Origin of the sequence: Nonomuraea indica (assembly GCF_002850745.1) — a bacterium.
Classification (GTDB): domain Bacteria; phylum Actinomycetota; class Actinomycetes; order Streptosporangiales; family Streptosporangiaceae; genus Nonomuraea; species Nonomuraea indica.
On the sequence record NZ_KZ559488.1, the window covers coordinates 1 to 16,598 of the forward strand.

The 16,598-nt window shown below is 70.7% G+C and carries 14 protein-coding genes; 5 read left to right on the forward strand and 9 right to left on the reverse strand.

Translation table 11 applies throughout. The features are described 5' to 3' along the window. From CXR44_RS41860 to CXR44_RS34510, 3 genes are all read right to left on the reverse strand, one after another. Positions 1-270, reverse strand: a 270-nt coding sequence (locus tag CXR44_RS41860) for a DUF742 domain-containing protein (RefSeq protein ID WP_281260315.1), incomplete at its 3' end; no start/stop codon positions are given. After that, on the reverse strand, positions 270-692 hold the full coding sequence (locus CXR44_RS34505; RefSeq protein ID WP_101790357.1) for a roadblock/LC7 domain-containing protein: 423 nt from the start codon (positions 690-692) through the stop codon (positions 270-272). The genes CXR44_RS41860 and CXR44_RS34505, both read right to left, overlap by 1 nt. Then, the gene (locus CXR44_RS34510; protein ID WP_101790358.1) at positions 689-3,595 is read right to left on the reverse strand and encodes a nitrate- and nitrite sensing domain-containing protein; all 2,907 of its coding nucleotides are present in this window, start codon (positions 3,593-3,595) and stop codon (positions 689-691) included. The genes CXR44_RS34505 and CXR44_RS34510 overlap by 4 nt, the downstream gene beginning before the upstream one ends. A gap of 492 nt (positions 3,596-4,087) precedes the next feature. On the opposite strand from CXR44_RS34510, the gene CXR44_RS34515 reads away from it, so the two are divergent. The 5 genes from CXR44_RS34515 (at position 4,088) to CXR44_RS34535 (ending at position 9,001) form a co-directional block, all read left to right on the forward strand. Beyond that, a complete protein-coding gene (locus CXR44_RS34515; RefSeq protein ID WP_101790359.1) occupies positions 4,088-5,083 on the forward strand; it encodes an ABC transporter substrate-binding protein in 996 nt (331 codons plus the stop codon). After that, positions 5,080-5,889, forward strand: coding sequence for an ABC transporter permease (locus tag CXR44_RS34520; RefSeq protein WP_101790360.1), 810 nt, complete (start codon positions 5,080-5,082; stop codon positions 5,887-5,889). The genes CXR44_RS34515 and CXR44_RS34520 overlap by 4 nt, the downstream gene beginning before the upstream one ends. Next, positions 5,886-6,662 carry an ABC transporter permease gene (locus CXR44_RS34525; protein WP_245899778.1) on the forward strand — a complete coding sequence of 259 codons (777 nt, stop codon included), beginning with the start codon at positions 5,886-5,888 and terminating at the stop codon, positions 6,660-6,662. Before CXR44_RS34520 ends, CXR44_RS34525 begins: the two co-directional genes overlap by 4 nt. A 9-nt stretch (positions 6,663-6,671) precedes the next feature. After that, entirely contained in the window at positions 6,672-8,129 is a 1,458-nt protein-coding gene (locus tag CXR44_RS34530) for a dihydroorotase (RefSeq protein WP_101790361.1), read from the forward strand. 89 nt (positions 8,130-8,218) lie between these two features. Beyond that, positions 8,219-9,001 carry an ABC transporter ATP-binding protein gene (locus tag CXR44_RS34535; RefSeq protein WP_101790362.1) on the forward strand — a complete coding sequence of 261 codons (783 nt, stop codon included), beginning with the start codon at positions 8,219-8,221 and terminating at the stop codon, positions 8,999-9,001. A gap of 76 nt (positions 9,002-9,077) precedes the next feature. Here CXR44_RS34535 and CXR44_RS34540 read toward each other — a convergent pair whose 3' ends face one another. From CXR44_RS34540 to CXR44_RS34565, 6 genes are all read right to left on the reverse strand, one after another. After that, positions 9,078-9,656 (reverse strand): GTP-binding protein, encoded by a 579-nt coding sequence (locus CXR44_RS34540; protein ID WP_101790363.1) that lies wholly within the window; start codon positions 9,654-9,656, stop codon positions 9,078-9,080. Continuing rightward, the gene (locus CXR44_RS34545) at positions 9,637-10,041 is read right to left on the reverse strand and encodes a DUF742 domain-containing protein (protein WP_235996047.1); all 405 of its coding nucleotides are present in this window, start codon (positions 10,039-10,041) and stop codon (positions 9,637-9,639) included. Before CXR44_RS34545 ends, CXR44_RS34540 begins: the two co-directional genes overlap by 20 nt. Before the next feature lie 21 nt (positions 10,042-10,062). After that, positions 10,063-10,485 carry a roadblock/LC7 domain-containing protein gene (locus CXR44_RS34550; RefSeq protein ID WP_101790364.1) on the reverse strand — a complete coding sequence of 141 codons (423 nt, stop codon included), beginning with the start codon at positions 10,483-10,485 and terminating at the stop codon, positions 10,063-10,065. After that, positions 10,482-13,631, reverse strand: a complete 3,150-nt coding sequence (locus CXR44_RS34555; RefSeq protein WP_180903847.1) for a sensor histidine kinase — start codon at positions 13,629-13,631, stop codon at positions 10,482-10,484. Before CXR44_RS34555 ends, CXR44_RS34550 begins: the two co-directional genes overlap by 4 nt. Positions 13,632-13,880: 249 nt before the next feature. Next, positions 13,881-15,278, reverse strand: coding sequence for an aminobutyraldehyde dehydrogenase (locus CXR44_RS34560; protein ID WP_101790366.1), 1,398 nt, complete (start codon positions 15,276-15,278; stop codon positions 13,881-13,883). Positions 15,279-15,280: 2 nt separating this feature from the next. Next, positions 15,281-16,531 carry a glycosyltransferase gene (locus CXR44_RS34565; RefSeq protein ID WP_245899780.1) on the reverse strand — a complete coding sequence of 417 codons (1,251 nt, stop codon included), beginning with the start codon at positions 16,529-16,531 and terminating at the stop codon, positions 15,281-15,283. Between the last annotated feature and the right edge of the window lie 67 nt (positions 16,532-16,598).

The following is a 16,598-nucleotide window of genomic DNA, read 5'->3' on the forward strand; positions in this document are numbered from 1 at the left end:
GATATGCGAAAACTCGCGAGGCTCAGCCGTCGCCGACGACACCAACGCCTCCATCGCCAGCTTCACCCGCGGCGCCGTCCGCCCACCCGTCACCGCGTACGGACGCACCGGCGACGCGGGGTCGTAGGCCGGCACCGGACGTGGCCCGGGGTAGGAGCCCGAACCCGGGCCGGAGTAGGACCCGGAACCCGGCCCCGGGGCGGGCCCGGGGACCGGCCCGTGCGCCGGCCCGGGGACTCCGCCGTTCCATCGGGGGTCGTTCACCTGCATCACCTGGACTGACTGGCGCGCAACTCGGCACGCACAGCCGGAGTGAGCACCTGACCCGCACGGTCCACCATCAGCGTCATCTGATACGCCACCAGACCCATGTCACAATCAGGCGCGGCCAACACCGCCAGACACGAACCATCACTGATCGACATGATCAGCATCAACCCGCGCTGCATCTCCACGATCGTCTGACTCACCGCACCACCCTCGAACACCCGAGCGGCACCCTGCGTCAAACTCACCAACCCCGACGCGATCGCAGCCAACTGATCAGCCCGATCCGGCGGAAACCCCGCCGACGCCGCCAACGGCAACCCGTCGGACGAGACCACGACCGCATGCGCCACACCCGGAACCGTGCTCACGAAATCCGTGATCAACCAGTCGACCCCGCGCGCCGCATGACTGAGATCCCTCACGCACCCTCCTCCCTGCTGTCACCTGGCGACCCGTCGCCCGGGCCGTCCGGATACGACTTGCCGTCGTTGATGTCCTCCCGGGCGGCCCGGAAGCCCTGCTGGAAGCTCGACAGCCGGTTGCGCACCCGGTCCGGCGACACCGCCGGCATGGGCGTCACGCCCTTGGGCGCGGCGGCCGTCCCGGCCGAGCCGGGCACCAGGTTGGCCTTCGGCACCCGCTTCGGCAGACCCGACGCCGTCGCCCCGTCGCGCACCGGCTCCACCACGGCCTGGGCCGCGTTCCAGCCCTCGTCGGCCTTGGCGGAGTCCCAGCTCGCCCCGCCGGCGAACCACGCCGACTCGACCGCGGCGAAGATCGGCAGGTAGTCGTCGCCGCCGGACGGCGGGGTGCCCACCCGAGGGAGGGGGCCGGTGTCGGCCGGGTCCGTCTCGGCGAAGTCGTCACGGAGCGGCCGGAGCGGCCGGCCGCCGGAGCGGTCACCGGAGCGGTCACCGAACCGGTCGCCCGGCCGGTCACCCAGCGGATCGCCGAACCGGTCGCCCGGCCGGCCGCCCAGCGGGTCTCCGAACCGGCCCGAGGAGCCGTCCGCGGCCCGGTCCGCCGCCCGGTCGCGGGGGTTCCACGGCTGCTGCTGGTCGAGGCCGGGCCGCCGGGGCGGCCCGTCGCCCTCGCCGCCCCAGCCCGCCGGTCCGCGCGGGACCAGCCGGTCGGCGGGCCCGCCGGGGGGCTCGTCGGACGGCCAGCCGCCGGTGTCGGACGGCCACTGCGGCATGGACGGCCAGGCGCCGTTCGCCTCGGGCGGGTTCGACGGGTACGACGGGTGACCGGGACCGAACCGGCCCGGGCCGGTCTGGCCGGGGATCATCGAACCGGGGCCGAGCTGGCCGGGGCCCATCTGGTAGGTGGCCTCGGGCCAGTGCGGCGCGGGGGCGAGCTGCGGCCCGCGGTAGGCGTCCTCCAGGGCCGGTCCGCCGCTCCCCGAGCCGGCGTAGGCGGGCGAGGGGGTGCCGAGCAGCGACTCGGGGAGCAGCACCATGGCGGTCAGCCCGCCGGAGGCGTGCGGCCGGAGCTGGACGCGGATGCCGTGCCGGTGCGCCAGCCGGGCGACCACGAACAGGCCCATCCGGCGCGACACGGCCACGTCCACGATGGGCGCGTCCGAGAGCCGCTCGTTGGCCTGGACCAGCTCGTCGTTGGTCATGCCGATGCCGGAGTCCGTGATGGACAGCATGACGCCGCCGCCGTCGATGCGGCTGCCGGAGACGGTGACGCGGGTCTCGCGCGGCGAGAACGACAGGGCGTTCTCCACCAGCTCGGCCAGCAGGTGGATGACGTCGTTGACGGCCTGACCGGCCACCGAGACACCATCGGGCACCTGCAGGACCACCCGCTCGTAGCTCTCGACCTCCGACAGCGAGGCGCGCGTCACGTCGACGAGCTTGACCGGCTGGCTCCACCGGCGCGGCGGATCCTGACCCGCCAGCACCAGCAGGTTCTCACTGTTACGCCGCATACGCGTCGCCAGATGATCCAGCTTGAACAGGTTCGCCAACCGGCTCTCGTCCTGCTCACCCTGCTCCAGACCATCGATCAACGTGATCTGCCGCTCCACCAACGTCTGACTGCGCCGCGACAGGTTCACGAACATCGCGTTCACGTTCGACCGCAACCGCGACTCCTCACCCGCCAACCGCACCGCCTCACGATGCACCTCGTCGAACGCCCGCGCCACCTCACCGATCTCGTCGTCCGACACGACGCCGATCGGCTCCACCTCGACGTTCGCCGCGGCGGCGTCCGATTCGCGGAGTCGCTGGACGGTCTCGGGCAGGCGGCGCCCGGCGATCAGCAGCGCCTCGCGGCGCAGCCGCCGCAGCGGGCCGCTCAGCGAGCGCGCCATCAGCGCGGTGACCACCAGCACCAGGACGAGCAGCGCCACGATGGCGACGGCGAAGAGCACCGCGCCCTGCTGCTCACCGCGCTGGACGTCCTGGCTGCGCAGCAGGATCGAGTCGGCGACCCGCTGCTCGACCTGGCGCATGCCGTCGATCGTCTCGGTGACGGCGCCGAACCACACCTGGCCGTCCTGGGTGAGGCCGAGCACCTCGTCGCGGAGCGGCAGGCCGGCGTCCTGCAGGGCCAGCGCGCGGGCCTGGATCAGCTCCGCCCGGTCGACCGCCTGCCCGCTGACCGTGTCGTCGTAGGCCTGGCGCAGCGCCAGCGGCACCGCGGCCCGGAACGTGGCCAGCTCGCTGTTGCGCTGGGAGCGGGCGGCGATGAAGGCGTCCAGCTCGCGCTCGCCGAAGCGGCCGAGGGCGAGCGCCGACACCAGCAGGGCGCGCTGCCTGGACACGTACTGCTTGGCCCGGGAGAGGGCGGCGAAGCCGGCGACGCTGTCGGTGAGCTCCTTGTCGACGGCGCCCTGGTCGATGTTGTCGTTGAGTTCGAGGAAGTCGGAGATCGACTGGTCGTACAGTTCGATCACCGAGGCGACGTTGAGCCGGGACTCCATCGCCGTCCTGCGGGAGTTGGGCAGCTCGTCGAAGCGGTTCTGGACGCGGACGGCCTCGGTGCGCAGCGGGCTGTCGGAGGCGGCCAGCGCGGCGACGCCGGGCCGGGCCTCGGCGACGAGCCGGTCCACGGTGGAGTACTGGGCCGCCACCTCGTTGCGGTCGCCGTTGCGGCCCTGGGCGACGAACATGGCGGTCAGGTCGCGTTCTAGCTCGGTCTGGTGGGCCAGCTCGGTCAGCCTGCCGGCGAGGGCGGCGGTCTCCTTGACCCGCTCGTACTCGGTGGCGCTGCTGAGCGAGGAGGTCACCCGCAGCCCGCCGAGGGCCAGCGCGGCGACGGTCGGGATGACGATCAGTACCAGGAGTTTCGTCCGTACGCGCCAGTTGCGCACGAACCCGCCGGTGCCTTTCGGCCGGCCGGCCCGTGAGGGCGGGGGCCCGGCCGGAGCATGAGGTGACGGGAAGAGGGACTCCTCCGGAGACGACCCGGAGTCCCCGCCTGCAGGGGGCACTGTTCTTCTCACTGGCCTCCGCAACCTCTCCTCGGGATGGTCTGGTGCAAGAGGATCAAGTTCTGGTGGTGCCGCCCCCGGCACCGGTGGTCCGAAACCCTTATTTATGCTCAACAAATAATCGGTTGACCGCAGCAAATGCCCCAGTCAATGATCTTGCCTTTATGTCTCCACGTCCCGACAGTAGCCACAGGTCCCCGATGAACGCCAGACATATCTTCACTCAATATCCGGACATACCTCCATAGAATCAGTGCGACCGATAGTTGGCCATATATATTGATAAATTCCAGATTCGGGGGATCATGCGCAAGGGTTGACGGCACAAGGGCGCGACGGTCGTCGCTCACCCTCGTTCAAAGGAGACGCGAGATGAGGCTCGGCGCACCAGGGCGCATCGCCCTGTTCGGACTGGTGGTCACCCTTGCCCTGGCAGGGTGCTCCAGCTCCGGCGAACCGTCAGGCGGCGCCACCAACGCCGCCGGGCTGGAGAAGACCGACCTGCTCATCGGCCAGTACCCAGGAGCCGACTCCGCGCCCCTGTTCATCGCGATCGAGCGCGGCTTCTTCAAGGAGCAGGGCCTCAACGTGAAGACGGAGGCCATCCAGGCACCCCAGGCCGTGCTGCCCAAGCTGTCCAACGGCAGCATGGACGTGGTCCTCGGCAGCTACGCGACCATCCTGACGATCCAGAGCGAAGGTGCGGAGAAGTTCAAGTACATCGCCGACTCCTACCAGGGCGCGACCGGCGCCTTCGGTGTCATGGTGGGCCGCGACTCCCCCGTCAAGAAGGTCGCCGACCTCAAGGGCAAGAAGGTCGGCGTGAACGCGCTCAAGGGCCTCGGCGTGCTCACCATGAACCCGCACTTCAAGATCGCCGGCCTGGACCCCACCCCGGGCAAGGACATCCAGTACGTGGAGGTGCCCACCACCAACTGGCTCCAGTCGCTGGAGAAGGGCGACGTGGACGCGGTCTGGATGACCGACCCGTACGTCAGTGAGGCCAAGAACAAGCTCGGCGCCACCATGCTCGTCGACACCATGTCCGGCCCGACCGAGGCCCTGCCCATCACCGGGTGGGCGGCGACCGAGAAGTGGGTGGCCGAGAACCCCAAGACGATGGCCGCCTTCCAGCGCGCCATGGCCAAGGCGCAGAACATCGCCGCGACCGACCGCAGCGCCGTGACGAAGATCCTGCCGACCTTCACCAAGATCCCCGCCGAGACGGCCGCCACCATCAACCTCGGCAACTACCCGACCACGCTCAGCGCCCAGCGCATCCAGCGCGTCGCGGACCTGATGCTGGAGTACGGCTTCCTCAAGGAGCAGATCAACGTCGACTCCATGATCGTGCCCTTCAAGGGATGACCGCTGCGACCACGCCGGCGCGGGTGCGACGGCCCGTCGTCACCCGCGCCCGGCACGGAAAGCTCGTCCGCCACGCCGTCGGCGTGGCGGTCTTCCTGCTCGCCTGGGAAGTGGCCGCGAGGAGCGGGCTGCTCCCCTGGCTGCCCGCCGCCTCCGCCTCGCTCGCCCGGGTGGCCGGGCTGGCCGCCGACCCGGTCTTCCTCGGCGACCTGCTCTCCACCCTGACCGCCGCCGTCATCGGGCTGCCGCTCGCCGTGCTGGTCGCCGTGCCGATCGGCCTGCTGCTCGGCACGGTGCCCGTGGTCGAGGAGACCACCCGCGCGATCGTGGAGTTCCTGCGGCCCATCCCCTCGGTCGCGCTGATCCCGCTGGCGCTGTTCTTCTTCCAGCCGGAGATCAACGCCAAGGTCGCGCTGATCGTCTACGCCGCGTCCTGGCCCATCCTCATCAACACCCTGTACGGCGTGCGCGACGTCGACCCGGTGGCCACCGAGACGCTGCGCTCGTTCGGCTTCGGCCAGGCGGCGGTGATCTGGCGGGTGGCGCTGCCCAGCGCGGCACCGTTCATCTACACGGGGGTCCGGCTGGCCGCCTCGATCACCCTGATCCTCGCCATCAGCGTCGAGTACTTCGTCGGCGGCTCCGGCGGCATCGGCGCCTTCCTCATCCAGGCCAGCACCGGCATCGGCGCCGACGCGATGCTCGACGTCGTCGCGACGCTCCTGTGGGCCGGGATCGTCGGCCTGGCCGTCAACACCGTGCTGCTGCGCGCCGAGCGGCGCCTGTTCCGCTGGCGGCACCTGTGATCGGGACGCTCGTCAGGCGGCTGTGGCTGATCCCCGTCGTCCTCGTGGGCTGGGAACTGCTGGCCAGGTCCGTGGCCAACCCGTTCCTCCCCCCGCCGACGCTGATCGCCTCCTGGATGGGCGAGAGGTGGTTCTCCGGCCCGCTGCTGCTGACCGACGAGGCGGTGGACAACTTCGTGCCCAGCATCGTCCGGGTGATCGGGTCGTGGGCCGCCGCCGTGCTCGTCGGGGTGACGCTGGGCGTGGCGATCGGCCGGATCGGCCGGCTGGCCGACTACGTCGACCCGCTCGTGGAGTTCGGCCGCGCGGTGCCGCCGCCCGCGATGCTGCCGGTCTTCCTCGTGCTGTTCGCCATGGGCACCCAGGTCCAGGTGGCGACCATCGTCTTCGGCATCATCTGGCCGATCCTGCTGAATTCCATCGACGGCGCGCGTAACGTCGATCGTATGCAGATGGAGACCGCGACGGTCTTCGGCGTCCCCGCCCATCTGCGGCTCTTCCGGATCATCCTGCCCGCCGCTTCCCCCAAGATCTTCGCGGGCCTGCGGCTGAGCGTCTCGCTCGCGCTCATCCTGATGGTCATCTCCGAGTTGAAGGGCAGCACGGACGGGATCGGCTACCTGCTGAGCGTGGCCAGCAACAACGCCGACATGCCGGGCATCTGGGCCGGCGTGGTGGTGCTCGGGGTGCTCGGCTTCGTGCTCAACTCCCTGTTCCTCATGATCGAGCGCCGGATGCTCGGCTGGCATCGCGGCGCCCGCCGTACCGCGTAGGAGGCGGACGTGACGGACCTGCTCATCAAGAACGTGCGTGTCGTGACGCACGACCGCGACCATCCCGTCGCGGCGGACATCTCCGTGACCGGCGGGCGCGTCGACCGGGTCGCGCCCGGCCTGCCCGCCGACGGCGTGCCGGAGGTGATCGACGGCAACGGCCGGCTGGCCTTCCCCGGCGTGGTGGACGCCCACCAGCACTGGGGCATCTACAACCCGCTGGAGGACGACGCCGCCTCGGAGAGCAAGGCGGCCGCGCAGGGCGGGGTCACCACGGCGCTCACCTACATGCGGACCGGGCAGTACTACCTCAACCGGGGCGGACCGTACGCGGAGTTCTTCCCCGAGGTGCTGCGGATGGCCGAGGACCGCGCCTACGTCGACTACGGCTTCCATCTCGCGCCCATGTCGAGCGAGCACATCGGCGAGCTGCCCGACCTGGTGGAGCGGTTCGGGGTGCCGTCGTTCAAGATCTTCATGTTCTACGGCGGGCACGGGCTGCACGGCCGTTCGGCCGACCAGGGCAGGTTCCTCATGCTGCCCGAGGGCGAGCGCTACGACTACGCCCACTTCGAGTTCGTGATGCGCGGCGTGCAGGCGGCGCGCGAGCGCTTCCCCGAGCTGGCCGGCGAGATCTCCCTGTCGCTGCACTGCGAGACCGCCGAGATCATGACCGCCTACACCCGGCTGGTGGAGGAGGCGGGCGAGCTGACCGGCCTGGCCGCCTACAGCGCCTCCCGGCCGCCGCACTCCGAGGGCCTGGCCGTCTTCATCGCCTCCTACCTGGCCCACGAGACCGGTCTCGGCAACGTCAACCTGCTCCACCTGTCGTCGCGCAAGGCGCTGGACGCCGCCGTGCGGATGGCCGCGACCTTCCCGCACATCGACTTCCGGCGCGAGGTGACGATCGGCCACCTGCTGGCCGACATCGAGACGGCGAACGGGCTGGGCGCCAAGGTGAACCCGCCGATCAGGCCGCGCGAGGACGTCGAGGCGCTGTGGGAGCACGTGCTCGGCGGCACCGTGGACTGGGTGGTCAGCGACCATGCCTGCTGCCGTGAGGAGCTGAAGTTCGGCGCCCCCGCCGACGACGTGTTCGTCGCCAAGGCGGGCTTCGGCGGCGCCGAGTACCTCCTGCCGGGCCTGATCACCGAGGGGCGCCGGCGCGGCCTGTCGTACGGGCGCATCGCCGCGCTCACCTCCTGGAACCCGGCCCGCAGGTACGGCCTGCGCGCCAAGGGCAGGATCGCCCCGGGCTTCGACGCCGACATCTGCCTGGTGGATCCGGACAACACGTGGACCGTCTCGGCCGCGGAGTCGGAGTCGGCGCAGGAGTACACGCCGTTCGAGGGGTTCGAGCTGACCGCGAAGGTCACCGACACGTTCGTGCGAGGTCACCACGTGCTCGACACCGGCAAGATCGTCGGCGCTCCGGTCGGTCGCTACGTCCCCAGGCCCACGGGGTGACCCACGATGCGCTTTCGTCATGTTCATAGATCACAGGCTTCGGTAAAGTCGACCTGTCATCTCCGGATCCGGCTGCCCTAGGACATCCCTTGCTCGAGATCGAAGACCTCACGCACGTATACGGGCCCGGCACCCCGAACGAGCACCACGCCATCGACGGGCTCAAGCTGAGCGTGGCGGCGGGCGAGCTGCTGTGCATCGTCGGCCCCTCGGGGTGCGGCAAGTCCACCCTGCTGCGCTCCATCGCCGGGCTGATCAAGCCGACCGGGGGCGAGATCCGGGTCGGCGGCGAGCTGGTCCGCCAGACGCCCGACAACCTCGCCGTGGTGTTCCAGGACTACAGCCGCTCGCTGTTCCCCTGGATGTCGGTGGCCGACAACGTGGCCCTGCCGCTGCGCCGGCGCGGCATGGACAAGCAGCGGCGGCGCGAGGCCGCGCAGGAGGCGCTGGAGTCGGTCGGCCTGGCCGAGGCGGGGCGCAAGTACCCGTTCCAGTTGTCGGGCGGCATGCAGCAGCGGGTGGCGATCGCCCGCGCGCTGGCCTACCGGCCGTCGCTCATGCTCATGGACGAGCCGTTCGGTTCGGTGGACGCCCAGACGCGCGAGGACCTGGAGGACCTCGTGCTCAAGGTGCGCGGCCACCACCAGATGACGATCGTGCTCATCACCCATGACATCGACGAGAGCGTCTACGTCGGCGACCGGGTCGTGGTGCTGTCGAAGGCGCCCGCGCACGTGGTGGGCGACCTGCGGGTGGACCTGCCCGCGCCGCGCGACCAGATCACCACGCGCGAGCACCCCGACTTCGTCCGCCTGCGCGGCGAGGTCGGCCGCCTGGTGCGCGGCGTGGACGCGCCCGCCCCCACCGCCTGAGCGCGGGTCCCGGCCCGCGAACGCCGAGTGCCGCCGGACGGTCGTCCGGCGGCACTCGGCTTCCTGGTCGGCGGCGTTACGCCGGCGCGTGCATGTGCCGCGTCAGCGCGTGCTCCACCAGCGTGATGAGGGTGCTCTTCACCGACTCGCGCACCCGGGCGTCGAGGCGGACGATCGGCGTGTGCGAGCCGAGCGACAGCGCCTCGCGGATCTCCTCGTCCTGGTGCGAGAACTGTCCCTCCCAGCCGTTGATGCCGATGATGAAGGGCAGCTTGGCCTCCTCGAAGTAGTCGATCGCCGGGAAGCTGTCGGCCAGCCGCCGCGTGTCGGCCAGCACCACGGCGCCGATCGCGCCGCGGACGAGGTCGTCCCACATGAACCAGAACCGGTGCTGCCCGGGCGTGCCGAACAGGTAGAGGATCAGGTCACGGTCCAGCGAGACGCGGCCGAAGTCCATGGCCACCGTCGTCGTCGTCTTGTTCGGCGTGAGAGAGACGTCGTCGACCCCGGCCGAGGCGTCCGTCATCACGGCCTCTGTGGTGAGCGGCAGGATCTCCGAGACCGCCCCCACGAACGTCGTCTTGCCCACGCCGAACCCGCCGGCCACGACGATCTTCGTCGAGGTTAGGCCGGCGCTAGAGCCTGCGAAGTCCACTGAGCACCCTTTCGAGCAAGTTGAGGTCCGGCTTTCCCGCGTCCAGCGCAGGCTGGTGCACGCGGATCAGGCCCTCGGACGCCATGTCGGCGATCAGCACCCGCACCACCCCGAGAGGCTGGCGGAGGAGTGCGGAGATCTCGGCAACCGACCTGACGTTCCGGGTCAGTTGAATGATCGCCTGATACTCCGGACTCAGCAGAGAAATGTCTTGGTATTCCGACGTCACGGAGGACACCAGCGCCTCCATGGCGAACTTCATCCGCGGGGCCGTGCGCCCCCCGGTCACGGCGTACGGCCGTACCAGGGAGCTCGACTTCTGCGGACGTGGAGCCGCCGGATGCGGCGGAGTGCTATCACCAGCCCAACCCTGACCTGACACCATGTTCTCCTGTCACCGCCCCCGCTAGCGGGGGCGGGCTGCCTGCAGTTCGGCGCGTACGGCGGGCGTGAGGACCTGCCCCGCACGCTCCACCAGCAGCGTCATCTGATAGGCCACCAGGCCCATGTCACAGTCGGGCGCGGCCAGCACGGCCAGGCACGAGCCGTCGCTGATCGACATGATCATCAACAGCCCGCGCTGCATCTCGATGACGGTCTGCGTCACCAGGCCGCCCTCGAAGACCCGTGCCGCACCCTGCGTCAGGCTGATGACACCCGAGGCGACCGCGGCCAGCTGGTCCGCGCGGTCCTTCGGGAAACCCTCGGAGAAGGCCAGTGGCAGACCGTCGGACGAGACCACGACGGTGTGCGCGACACCTGGCACATTGTTCACAAAGTCAGTGATCAGCCAGCTGATGCCACGCGCTCCCTGGCTCAGTTCTCTCATGTGTCCTCCTCATTTTCTTCTCCGCGGGTGAACGCGCGGCCTTGTCGTACACCCTGCTGGAAGCTGGAGAGCCGGCTGCGCAGCCGCTCGGGGGAGATCTGCGGAGCGGGCGAGGTGGCCTGCGGCTCCGCCAGGCCGGCGGTTCCCGGCACCAGGTTGGCCTTGGGCACCCGGCGCGGCAGGCCGGAGGCCGTCGTGCCGCCCTGGGCCGGCTGTGCCGCCGCCTGCGCGGCCTGCCAGCCGGTGTCGGCCGGCGAGGACCACGTCGCTCCGGCGCCCGACTCGCCGGGCCGGCGCCTGGGCAGCGCCCCCGGCCGCTCGGCGGTCTCCGGCGCCTGGCGGCGGAGGTCGGCGGGGGGCTCGGCGTCGAGCCGCACCGCGGGCTGGACGGCCGTCTCCGGCTCCTCCGGCTCGGGCGGGGCCGCGTTCCACGCCGCCTGCTGCTGCTCCGGCTCCGGCCTGGGCTGCAGCTGCTCGGGGTCCGGCTTGCGGAACCAGTCGGACCCGACCGACGAGAAGATCGGCAGGAAGTCCTCGCTCTGCTCCTCCATCGGCGAGCTGCGCACGACGGGCAACGGGCCGGTCAGGTCCTGCGAGGAGTAGTCGCCGGGCCCGAACGGGTCGAAGGCGGAGTGCCCGTTCGGCGCGTACGAGTCGGACGGCTTGGCCGTCTCGGCGAACGACGGCCACGGCATCTCCCCGGGGCCGAACGGCGGCTGCTCCGGGCCCTCGGCGGCGAACGGGGACGGCCTCGACGGCTGCGCCGTCTCGGGCGCGTCGAACATCGACGACCTGCGCGGCTGCTCGCCGAACGACGGCCAGCGGGTCTCCGGCTGCGCGGGGTCGAGCGGCGGCGGCTCCGTCGCGAACGACGGCCAGCGCGGCTCGTCCTGGGCGGGCGGGGGCGGCTCGGTGGCGAACGACGGCCAGCGGGGCTCGTCGGCCTGCGGCGCCTCGTCGGCGAACGACGGCCGGCGTTCGCGCTGGACGGGCGGCGGCTCCTCGGCGAAGGAGGGCCAGAGCTGCTCCTCGGCCTGCTTGGGCGGCTCCTCCGCGAAGGACGGCCAGCTGGTGCCGGTGCCGCCCGGGACGGGCACGTCGCCTGGCCACTCGGTGTTCACCGGGACGTCGTCGGTGCCGAAGCCCATGGGGGTCGCCGGCGCGGCATAGGCGCCGCCTGCCACGGGCTGGTCCAGGGCCGACGGGTCGAAGGAGGTGAAGGCGTCGTACTGGCCGTGCGCCGGGGCGCCGGGGGCGCCGGCGATCAGCATGTCGGGCACCATGACGAGGGCGCTGAGCCCGCCCGTCTCCCGCATGCGGAGCTGGACGCGGATGCCGTGGCGCAGGGCCAGGCGGCCGACCACGAACAGGCCCATGCGGCGCGAGACCGCGACGTCGACGACGGGCGGGTTGGCCAGCCGCCAGTTGGCCTCGGCCAGTTCCTCGTTGGTCATGCCGATGCCGAGGTCGTTGATCGTGACGAGCACTCCGCCCTCGGCCGGCGAATGGGTGACCTGGACCTTGCTCTCGCGCGGCGAGAAGGAGATCGCGTTCTCGATCAGCTCGGCGAGCAGGTGGACGGTGTCGGTGACGGCGGGGCCGACGATCTGGATGCCGGACGGGATCTGGATCTGGACCCGCTCGTAGTTCTCGACCTCCGACAGCGAGGCGCGGGCCACGTCGACCAGCGGGACGGGCTCGCTCCACTTGCGGGCGCCCTCCTGGCCGGCGAGGACCAGGAGGTTCTCGCTGTTGCGGCGCATGCGGGTGGCCAGGTGGTCCAGCCGGAAGAGGTTGGCGAGCCGCTGCTCGTCCTCCTCGCCCTGCTCCAGGCCCTCGATGAGCTGGAGCTGCCGCTCGACCAGCGTCTGGCTGCGCCGGGAGAGGTTGACGAACATCGCGTTGACGTTGGCGCGCAGCTTGGCCTCGTCGCCGGCCAGCCGGATCGCCTCGCGGTGGACCTCGTCGAAGGCCCGGGCCACTTCCCCGATCTCGTCGCGGGTGTTGATGCCGATCGACGGAACGTCCGGCACCGCGGCGCCGTCGCCGGACTCGCGCAGCACGCGGACGGTCTCGGGCAGCCGGGTGGTGGCCACCTGGAGCGCCTCGGCGCGCAGCCGGCGCAGCGGCCGGACGAGGGAGCCGGCCACGCGGGTGGTGATGATCAGCACGAGGAGCAGCAGGACGAGGATCATCGCGCCGGAGATGATGGCGTTGCGCTGCTCGCGGTCGCTCAGGTCGCGGGTCTGGGCCACGATCCGCGTCGTCAGGCCGTCCTCGACCTTGCGCAGGGCGTTGACGGCCGCCGTGGTGCTGTCGTGCCAGAGGGTGATGTCGCGCCGGGAGGTGACGTCGAGGTCGACGATCCTCTGGTACTCGCGCATCTGGGCGAGGGCGCGCTGGCGCATCGCGTCGGCGCGGTCGATCTGCAGGCCGCGGAGGTTCCTGCGGTAGGACTGCAGGTCGGCAGCGCTCGCGCTCTGCTCGAACACGGCCTGCTCGGCCTGCTGGCGGTTCCACGAGCCGAGGAAGTCGGACAGGTCGTCGTAGTCGAGTTTGCGGCCGACCTGCGCCACCACGAGGATCGCCTGCTGGCGGGCGACCTCCTCCTTGGCGTGGGCCAGGCCGCCGAGCGCGGAGATGTTCTCCTGCAGGTCCTCGTCGCTGACGCCGTTGGCCAGTTCGGTCTGGAGGTGGGAGATCGTGTCGATCATCGTGGAGAACGTGCGGATCGCCGCTCGCGGCGGCACGCTCTCACCGTCGAGGATCGACTCGCGCAGGCCGTCGATGCCGGTGAGCCAGCGGCGGATCTCCGAGGCGTCGGACAGGACGTGCTGGGCGTGGGAGGCGTCGATGGCGGACATGGCCGTCAGGACGCCCGCCTTGGCCTTGTCGACGGCCTGGCGCTGCGTCTTGAGCGCGTTCAGCCTGCTGGGGCGGCGCCGGTCGGCGATGTACCAGGAGGTGAGCGTGCGCTCCTTGGCCAGCTCGTGGTTGAGCGCGTTGACGCGCTGCACCACCTCGGCGAGCTGGGTGAGCCTGCGGTACTCGGTGCTGGTGTTGATGGCGTTGGCCAGCTGCACACCCGCGAGGAGAACGCCCACGACGGTGGGGATGAGAATCAGCGCCACCAGTCGCGAGCGCACACGCCAGTTCCCCAGCCGGAACCTGCTGCCTGTGTACTCCCCAGGTCTGATGTGCTTGGGGTTATCCGTCCTCACTGACTCTCGCAACCTCTCGCCGGTACGTGCTCGAAAATCTGACACGCTTGGGGCGCATGGGATTTGTGCGGGCTGGGTAATTGGAACACAACCCGTACCACATCGGCCAACCGTGCATATCCCACCAAATGCGACCAAACGTGCCATCAAGGTCGCATATCGCCGTGCCTGTCTTCAGGCGGGCCGGAAGCCGTCTCGCTCCTCGGACACCGCATGCTTGATCATCAGGTGACGGGTCACCGAATACTCCTGCACCGCCTCCTGGCTCATGTCCTTGCCGAACCCGCTCCCCTTGACCCCGCCGTGCGGGGCCTCGCTGGCGATGGGCAGGTGGTCGTTGACCCAGGTGACACCCACGTCCAAGCGGTGCGACACCCGCATCGCCCTGGCCACGTCACGCGACCACACCGACGACGCCAGGCCGTAACGGGTGTCGTTGGCGAGCTTGACGGCCTCGTCCTCACCGTCGAAGGGGAGGACCACGAGGACGGGACCGAAAAGTTCCCCTTGGACGATATCGCTCTTCTGATCCACATCAGTCACGAGAGTGGGCGGATAGTAGAAGCCTGGCCCCTCGGCCAGGGCTCCCCCGTGCAGGATCCGTCCGCCGGAGCCGCGGACGAAGCCGTGCACCCGGTCACGGTGCGCCGCCGAGATCAGCGGGCCGATGTCCGTGGCCGGATCCCAGGGGTCACCGACACTAATTTCGGCAAGATTTGCCCGAAGCGCCTCCACCGCGTCCTCGTACGCCGGGCGGGACACGTAGACGCGCGTGGCCGCCGTGCAGTCCTGGCCGGTGTTGTACGTGGCGCCCATGGCGACCCCGGCGGCCATGGCGGTCAGGTCGGCGTCGTCGAAGACCAGCGCCGGCGCCTTGCCGCCGAGCTCCAGGTGGACCCGCTTGAGCGTCGTGGCGGCCCCCGCCATGACGGCCCGGCCGGTCTCGGTCGAGCCGGTGACGCTGACCATGTCCACGTCCGGGTCGGTGACCAGGGCCTCGCCCACCTCGGCGTCACCGGTGACGGCCTGCACGAGGCCGCGCGGCGCGCCCGCCTTGGCGAACAGCTCGACCAGGCGCAGCGTGCTGCGCGGCGTCTGCGGCGCCGGCTTGATGACGACCGCGTTGCCCGCCGCGACGGCCGGGCCGAGCTTCCAGACGGCCATCACGAGCGGGAAGTTCCACGGGGCGATCGAGGCGACCACGCCGACGGGGCGGCGCACCAGGACCGACGTGTAACCGCGGCTGAACACCCCGGCCCCGGTGCCCTCCAGCGAGCGGGCGGCTCCGGCGAAGAAGCGCAGGTTGTCCACCGCGAACGGCAGCTCGCCGTCCCTGACGACCGTGGCCGGCTTGCCGGTGTCCTCGACCTCCAGGCGGGTCAGCTCCTCGGCGTCGGCCTCGACGAGGTCGGCCAGCCGGAGCAGCAGCCGCGCCCGCTCGGCGGGCGTGGCCTGCGACCACTCCGCGAAGGCGGCGCGTGCCTGGCGCACGGCCCGGGCCACGCCCTCGACGGGGGTGTCCGGGACCATGTCGTGCAGGGCGCCGGTGGCCGGGTTGATCAGTTCGCGCATGTCTACTCCTGGCCGAGCCGCTCGATGAGGTCGGCCGCCGTGCGCAGGCCGTCGCGGCCGCGGATCTCCTCGCCCGCGGCGGCCAGCCGGGCGCGCAGCTCCTCGTCGCCCAGCAGGCGGTCGAGGGCGCCCGTCAGCTCCTCGTCGGTGAAGGCGTAGGTCGCCAGGCGCACGCCGTAGCCGAGCTCGTGCACCCGCTGGGCGTTGTCGTACTGGTCCCAGAACAGCGGCAGCAGGATCATCGGCTTGCCGAAGTGCAGCGCCTCGGTGGTGGTGTTGTTGCCGCCGTGGGTGATCACCAGGTCGCAGAGCGGGATGATCTTGGTCTGCGGCAGGAACTCGGCGCCCCACATGTTGTCGGCCAGCTTGATCTCCTCGTGCAGCGGGCCCTTGGAGACGATGAACCGGTGCGGGGTGGTGGCCAGCACGTCGATCACCCGCTGCATCAGCTCCACGTCGGAGGAGCCGAGCGAGCCGAGCGAGAAGTAGACCAGCGCGCCGTCGCCGCGGTCGGCGAACGGCAGCTCGAACTCCTCGTCGGTCTCCCGCACGGAGGAGTCGAGCCGGTGCCAGGTGGGCCCGAGCGGCCGCTCGGCCGTGTAGTCGAGGATCTCCGGGTAGACGTAGAGGTTGAGGTCGCCCTCGTGGATGAAGTCGAGGTCCGGCAGCGGCCGCGTGCCCTGCTCGACGCACCACGCGTTGAAGGCGGTCCAGATCTCTCGGTGGGTCCGGTCGTACTCGGCGCGGAAGGCGTCCCACTCCGACCGGTCGGCGGCGGGCAGGCCGGAGAAGACCGGCGGGATGTCCGCGCCGCGGACCTCGAGCGGGTTGCAGGAGACGATCCGGACGAACTTCTTGCCCGTCGTCAGCAGCGCCGGGAAGGTGATGACGTTGTCCTCGACGATGACGTCCGGCCGGACCCGCTCGATGATCGCCTTGAGCTGGGGCTCGCAGTACTTCACGCCGTCGATCAGCGACTCCCAGATCGGCTTGGTGACCGTCTCGAGCTGCTCCAGCGTGCTCTTGCGGTACTCGGGCGCGGTCTCCCTGATGAAGTCCTTCCAGAACTGGCCCGCGTCCTGCTCCTCCTCGGCCGGGGGCGCCAGGTCGACGAGGTCCTCCTCGAAGCCGAGGGCCTCCAGCTTGCCCTTCCACGAGGCCTCGGCGGCGAAGACCACCCGGTGACCGCGGCGGCGGAGGATGTCGCCGATGCCGATGCTGTTGTTGGTGGGGCCGTAGGCGCTCTCAGGCATGAACAGGATGGTGAGGGACATCACGCACTCCGGATGAGAGAGAGGGGTAGTTGAAGATACATTCAAA